Annotated in this window: 3 protein-coding genes and 1 rRNA gene; all 4 read right to left on the bottom strand. The window is 47.1% G+C overall.

Going from position 1 to position 4,663, the window contains the following annotated elements; all coding sequences use genetic code 11:
• Positions 1 to 293: 293 nt before the first annotated feature.
• Positions 294 to 1,550 (bottom strand): ATP-binding protein, encoded by a 1,257-nt coding sequence (locus tag VZT47_RS09365; protein WP_330224702.1) that lies wholly within the window; start codon positions 1,548 to 1,550, stop codon positions 294 to 296.
• Between the two features lie 204 nt (positions 1,551 to 1,754).
• Entirely contained in the window at positions 1,755 to 2,699 is a 945-nt protein-coding gene (locus VZT47_RS09360) for an alpha/beta hydrolase (RefSeq protein WP_330224701.1), read from the bottom strand.
• A 570-nt stretch (positions 2,700 to 3,269) separates the two neighbouring features.
• Positions 3,270 to 3,791 carry a nitroreductase gene (locus VZT47_RS09355; protein ID WP_330224700.1) on the bottom strand — a complete coding sequence of 174 codons (522 nt, stop codon included), beginning with the start codon at positions 3,789 to 3,791 and terminating at the stop codon, positions 3,270 to 3,272.
• A 746-nt stretch (positions 3,792 to 4,537) separates the two neighbouring features.
• Positions 4,538 to 4,654: ribosomal RNA gene (rrf, locus tag VZT47_RS09350) — 5S ribosomal RNA — on the bottom strand.
• Between the last annotated feature and the right edge of the window lie 9 nt (positions 4,655 to 4,663).

Raw genomic sequence — 4,663 nt, 5'->3', positions numbered from 1 at the left:
GCGCTTATTGTCTTATAGCGGTATCCTATCACCGTTTGCGAAAAGCCTTACTGAGAGATGATGTTGTTAATTCAGAGACCTATCTGCTGTTTCTCATTTGAGTTACAATTCAACTTTACACAGTCTATTGTACACTCCCTTATCATCCATCACAATGAAGCCGACTAACGAAAAAACTGCAGGATCATTGGCTCAGAATTCCCATTCCTTACCATTTCTCAAGTCCTTGAAAACTCTGATTTCCGAAATGAAAAAAATGCGTCATCTGACGCATTTTTTTCATTTTATATTTTTTACCATTCCAGGCTGTCCCGATGGCGGAGAAAATCAAAAAGTCCCAGTGTAAGGATTCCGTTTTCGTCCTGGAAAGGCCGCAGGATTTCGTTGACGATGATGATTTTTTTGAAAGAATCATCCAGTGCCAGGAGCGATGCCTTTTCCTGCTCCATTTTTTCTTCTGAAGGAATGGCCCAGGCTGACTGGATATAATATCTCCGGCTTCCCCGGTTGGCCACGAAATCAATTTCCAGCGTCCTGGACAGACGGCTGCCGGTTTCTTTATCCATGAACCGCTGCTTTACATTCCCCACATCCACCTGAAAGCCCCGAAGACGGAGCTCATTGTAAAGGATATTTTCCACCAGATGGGGCCTGTCCTGCTGCCGGAAACCAAGCCGGGCATTTCTGAGCCCCACATCTTCAAAGTAATATTTCAAGGGAGTGCCGATGTATTTCCTTCCTTTCACATCAAATCGCCGGGCCTCACGAATAATAAAGGCATCTTTCAAATATTCAAGATACTTGATGATCGTATTTTTACTGATTGATGAATGAAGGACACTTTGAAATGTCGCCTCAATTTTCGTTGGATTGGTCAAAGAGCCAACTGAAGATGCCAGCACATTCAGCAGATCTTCAAGTTCCGGCCTTTTATCCAATCTGTTCCTTTCGAGAATATCTACCAGATAAGTTTCTTCAAACAAGTTGATAAGATAAGCCATCTTCTGCTCATCAGTTTTCATTTCGCTGATCAGCGGAAGGCCTCCATAAGTCATGTAATCGGCCCATCCATGAGCTTCATCGCCTTCATAAACAGACATGAATTCATCAAAAGAAAGTGGAAATATATGGACTTCGTCTCCCCGTCCGCGGAATTCTGTAATCACATCTTTTGAAAGGAATTTAGAGTTGCTGCCAGTCACATAAACATCCAGATTTTTTTCATACAGTAGAGAATTTAATACTTCTTCAAAATTCTCAAGCAGCTGCACTTCGTCAAGAAGGATATAGTAATCACCTTTATCACTGACATGTTTACGAATCCAGGAAAGCAGCCTGCCCGGTCTCCTGTATTCCCTGTTTTCATAACGATCCAGCTCCATTGCAATGATGTGATTTTCAGGTACTCCCGACTGAAGCAGATATCGCCGAAATAAAACGAAAAGAAGATAAGACTTCCCACTTCGCCGGATGCCGGTTATGACCTTGATGAGCCCATTATGCATACGGTTTTTCAGTCTTTCAAGGTATAATTCACGTTTGATTTCCATGTGATTTTCCTCAAACTTTGAACAAAATATGTCATTTGCCAGCTTTTATTCATTATACACCATGCAGTTAATTATTTCCGCTTTCATGAACTATTTCATCTGGTTCATTCAATTGTATCTGACAGGAATTCCGGCTGCTCCTGGCAAAAATGAACAAAGTACGTCATTTGACGTGCTTTGTTCAAAATATATTCAATCGTAAACTCATGCCCCGTTCTCCTTCAAAAAGTCCCCCACCACTTTCGAGTAGGTGGAAGGAGAAGCGCCCCATTCGGCAGCGTGGGATACGTTTTCGAAGAGGTACAGCTTTTTCGATGGCGAAGAGGAGGCTTCATAGAGCTCCTCTGCCCTTTGATAAGGGACGAGGGTATCTGCCGTACCATGAAGGAAAAGGGTGGGCACGGTGGAATGGGTCACCGCATTCAGGGGATCCATATTTCTCGTAGTCTTATGGTACCGGAAGAGAAGATCTGCCTGAAAGAGGGGATAAATGGCCCGGAGGCCCCAGAGTGCCCTTTCATCCCCGAGCCAGGCAAAAAGTTTCTCCTCCGCCAGCTGCTCCAGATTTCCATAAGAGCTGTCAGAAATGACAAAGGAAAGGCGTTGCCCTTCCTCCGTCCCACTGTACAGGAGGGACATGGCCGCCCCGAGAGATACGCCGTGAAGGCCGATTTTCCCGGAAGGCGTATTTCTTCGGGCCCATTTCACCCAGGCTGATAAATCTTCGGTCTCCTTCAGACCCCAGGTTGTCCGGCCGCCCGATTCCCCATGGCCCCTCTGGTCGATCAAAAGCATATTGTACCCCAGATTCCTGTACATCCTTGTATAGGGAAGGCACATGCTCCGGTTCTGGTACAGCCCGTGAAGAAGGATGACCGTAGGCCGGCCTACCCCGGGATCGGGCATCCAGGTCCCTTTCAGCTCCGTACCATCGAAAGATTTAACGGAAACCGTCTTCCCTCCGGACCAGGCCTCGGCTTTCTTCATGGCAGGCGTTATTCCTTTATGATTCTGAACCCCCAGAATCTCATCCCAGGGCGCATTCAGCAGATTCTCCGTCATCTCGTGTCCCAGGTAAAATCCGGCCCCCAGGGCAAGGATGAAAAGAGCAATGATCATATTTCTAAAGAAATGAAAAATAGTCCTCATAGACATCCCCAAATCAAAAACAAAGCAGAAAATCAGTCAAATCTTCGTGATTGCCCGCCGGGGAAAAATCCCCATATATTCGTCGGCGGAGAGTGCCAACACCTTCATGAGCCACGAATCACGAACCACGAAATCTCGGGATCATCTATACCGGGGCGTGCCGCGGTGAGGCTAACCCACGAATACCGAATGAGACTCTGCTTAATGGCGCACCAAGATGGAATGTATCTCATGGTATACCCTCAAGCTCACTTCAAGTCAAGAGGGCCTCCATTCGCCTGCATGCGATAAGTTTATGCATTTCACTGCACAAACTTATAAAAATAAAAAGTTTATGCAGTTCATTGCACAAATTCTCCAAAATAAAAAGTTTCTGCAGTTCATTGCAGAAACTTTTGGCTTAAATGAGATACAATACCTTCGCGATTCAGTCGTTTAAGCCTGAATTTCAAAAGCAAAAAGCGGCGCCAGGAAATTCTGATGCGCCGCCCCTTCGCCTGGAACTAAGAACTCATAACTGATAACTTTAACCCTGTCAGGATTTCAGTCATCCATCAGGATGAAACAAAACTACCCAATCCGGTAAATATAATCCTTCTTCCTGGGAGCCGCCTTTCCGGCCGGCTTTGCCGCATAGCCCAGGATGCAGTGGCCTATGCCTTCATAGTCTCCTTTGATACCCAGTTTTTCAAGGATGGCCTTTCCTTCAGGCAGCTCGAATTCTTCCTTTGCCCGGTGAATCCAGCAGCTTCCAATCCCCAGGGATTCGGCAGCGAGCATCATATTTCCAATGACCAGACTTCCATCATAGACATGGGTGGGTCTATCCTTATCTGCCAGCACGATGGCCAATTCCGGTGCCCCGTAGAAAGGGTCCATTTTAGTGCCCATGATTTTCGCATTCAATGCGGACAATTCGTCCCGCAGCTCCTTATCCGTCACCATGATGATAATGGGAGACTGCCGCCCCATGCCCGTGGCCGCATAGGTTCCTGCCTCCAGAATCTGATTTAAAATCTCCTCCGGAATCAGATCCGGTTTAAACGCCCGGCAGGCCCGCCGGCTCAGGATAGTTCTCAAAGTTTCGTTCATATGTATGACCCCCTCTGCGTAAAAAAGGAAATATTTCCAGTTCACTCTGAAATCAATATAGCACAAAATCTTGAAATGACAAATGAATCACAAAACCGATTCCTCGCCGGAAATCGCCCCCGTCTGTGCACATCCCCATAAAAAATCGTCAGCCCATCAGGCCGACACCTTCACGCAATCCCGCACCCCGAAATCTCGAAATAGTCTATATCGGGCCGTGCCGTGGTTTGCTGACTCCCGAATACCGTATATTTCCCAATCCATAGTAACCGCCAAAAGACTCAAATCATGCCGTTACGCATGAACCTTTTACAGTCAACTTCGATCAATACCATCGTACGCCCCCTCACCCTGTCGGGAGCTCCCCGGACGCGGGGAGCGCGCCACTATCGATGTCCGGCCATGAGCGTCACAAAAGTTAATTCCCCCGCCTGTGCACATTCCCCATATAAAATTCGTCGGCCCTCAGGCCGACACCTTCACGAACCACGAATCACGAACCACGAAATCTCGAAGTTTGAACAAACGGGGCTCGCCGTGGTGAGGCTGACTCACGAATACCGTATGTGACTCAATCCACCGGCGCACTGACTCATCGGAAATGGCACAAAAGAAAAGAACCGATTGTTTGCACAATCGGTTCTAATCAATTAATCAGCAGCTTGTTCCTCCCGTCCACTTCCGGACATTTGGGACAACCAGTTATATACAAAGTAAAAATCCCATCTCTCACGAGATGGGATTTTAATCAGCAGCTTCCTATCCTCCCGGGCCGCTTCCAGCCAAGTACTTTCGGCGTTTGTGAGCTTAACTACCGTGTTCGGCATGGGTACGGGTGTATCCTCACAGCTATCGCCACTGAATCTGAGAGT

Origin of the sequence: Dialister sp., from assembly GCF_036343215.1 — a bacterium.
Lineage (GTDB): Bacteria > Bacillota > Negativicutes > Veillonellales > Dialisteraceae > Dialister.
The sequence above is the reverse complement of the archived record's forward strand: the minus strand, read 5'-3'. Positions and strand labels throughout refer to the sequence as shown.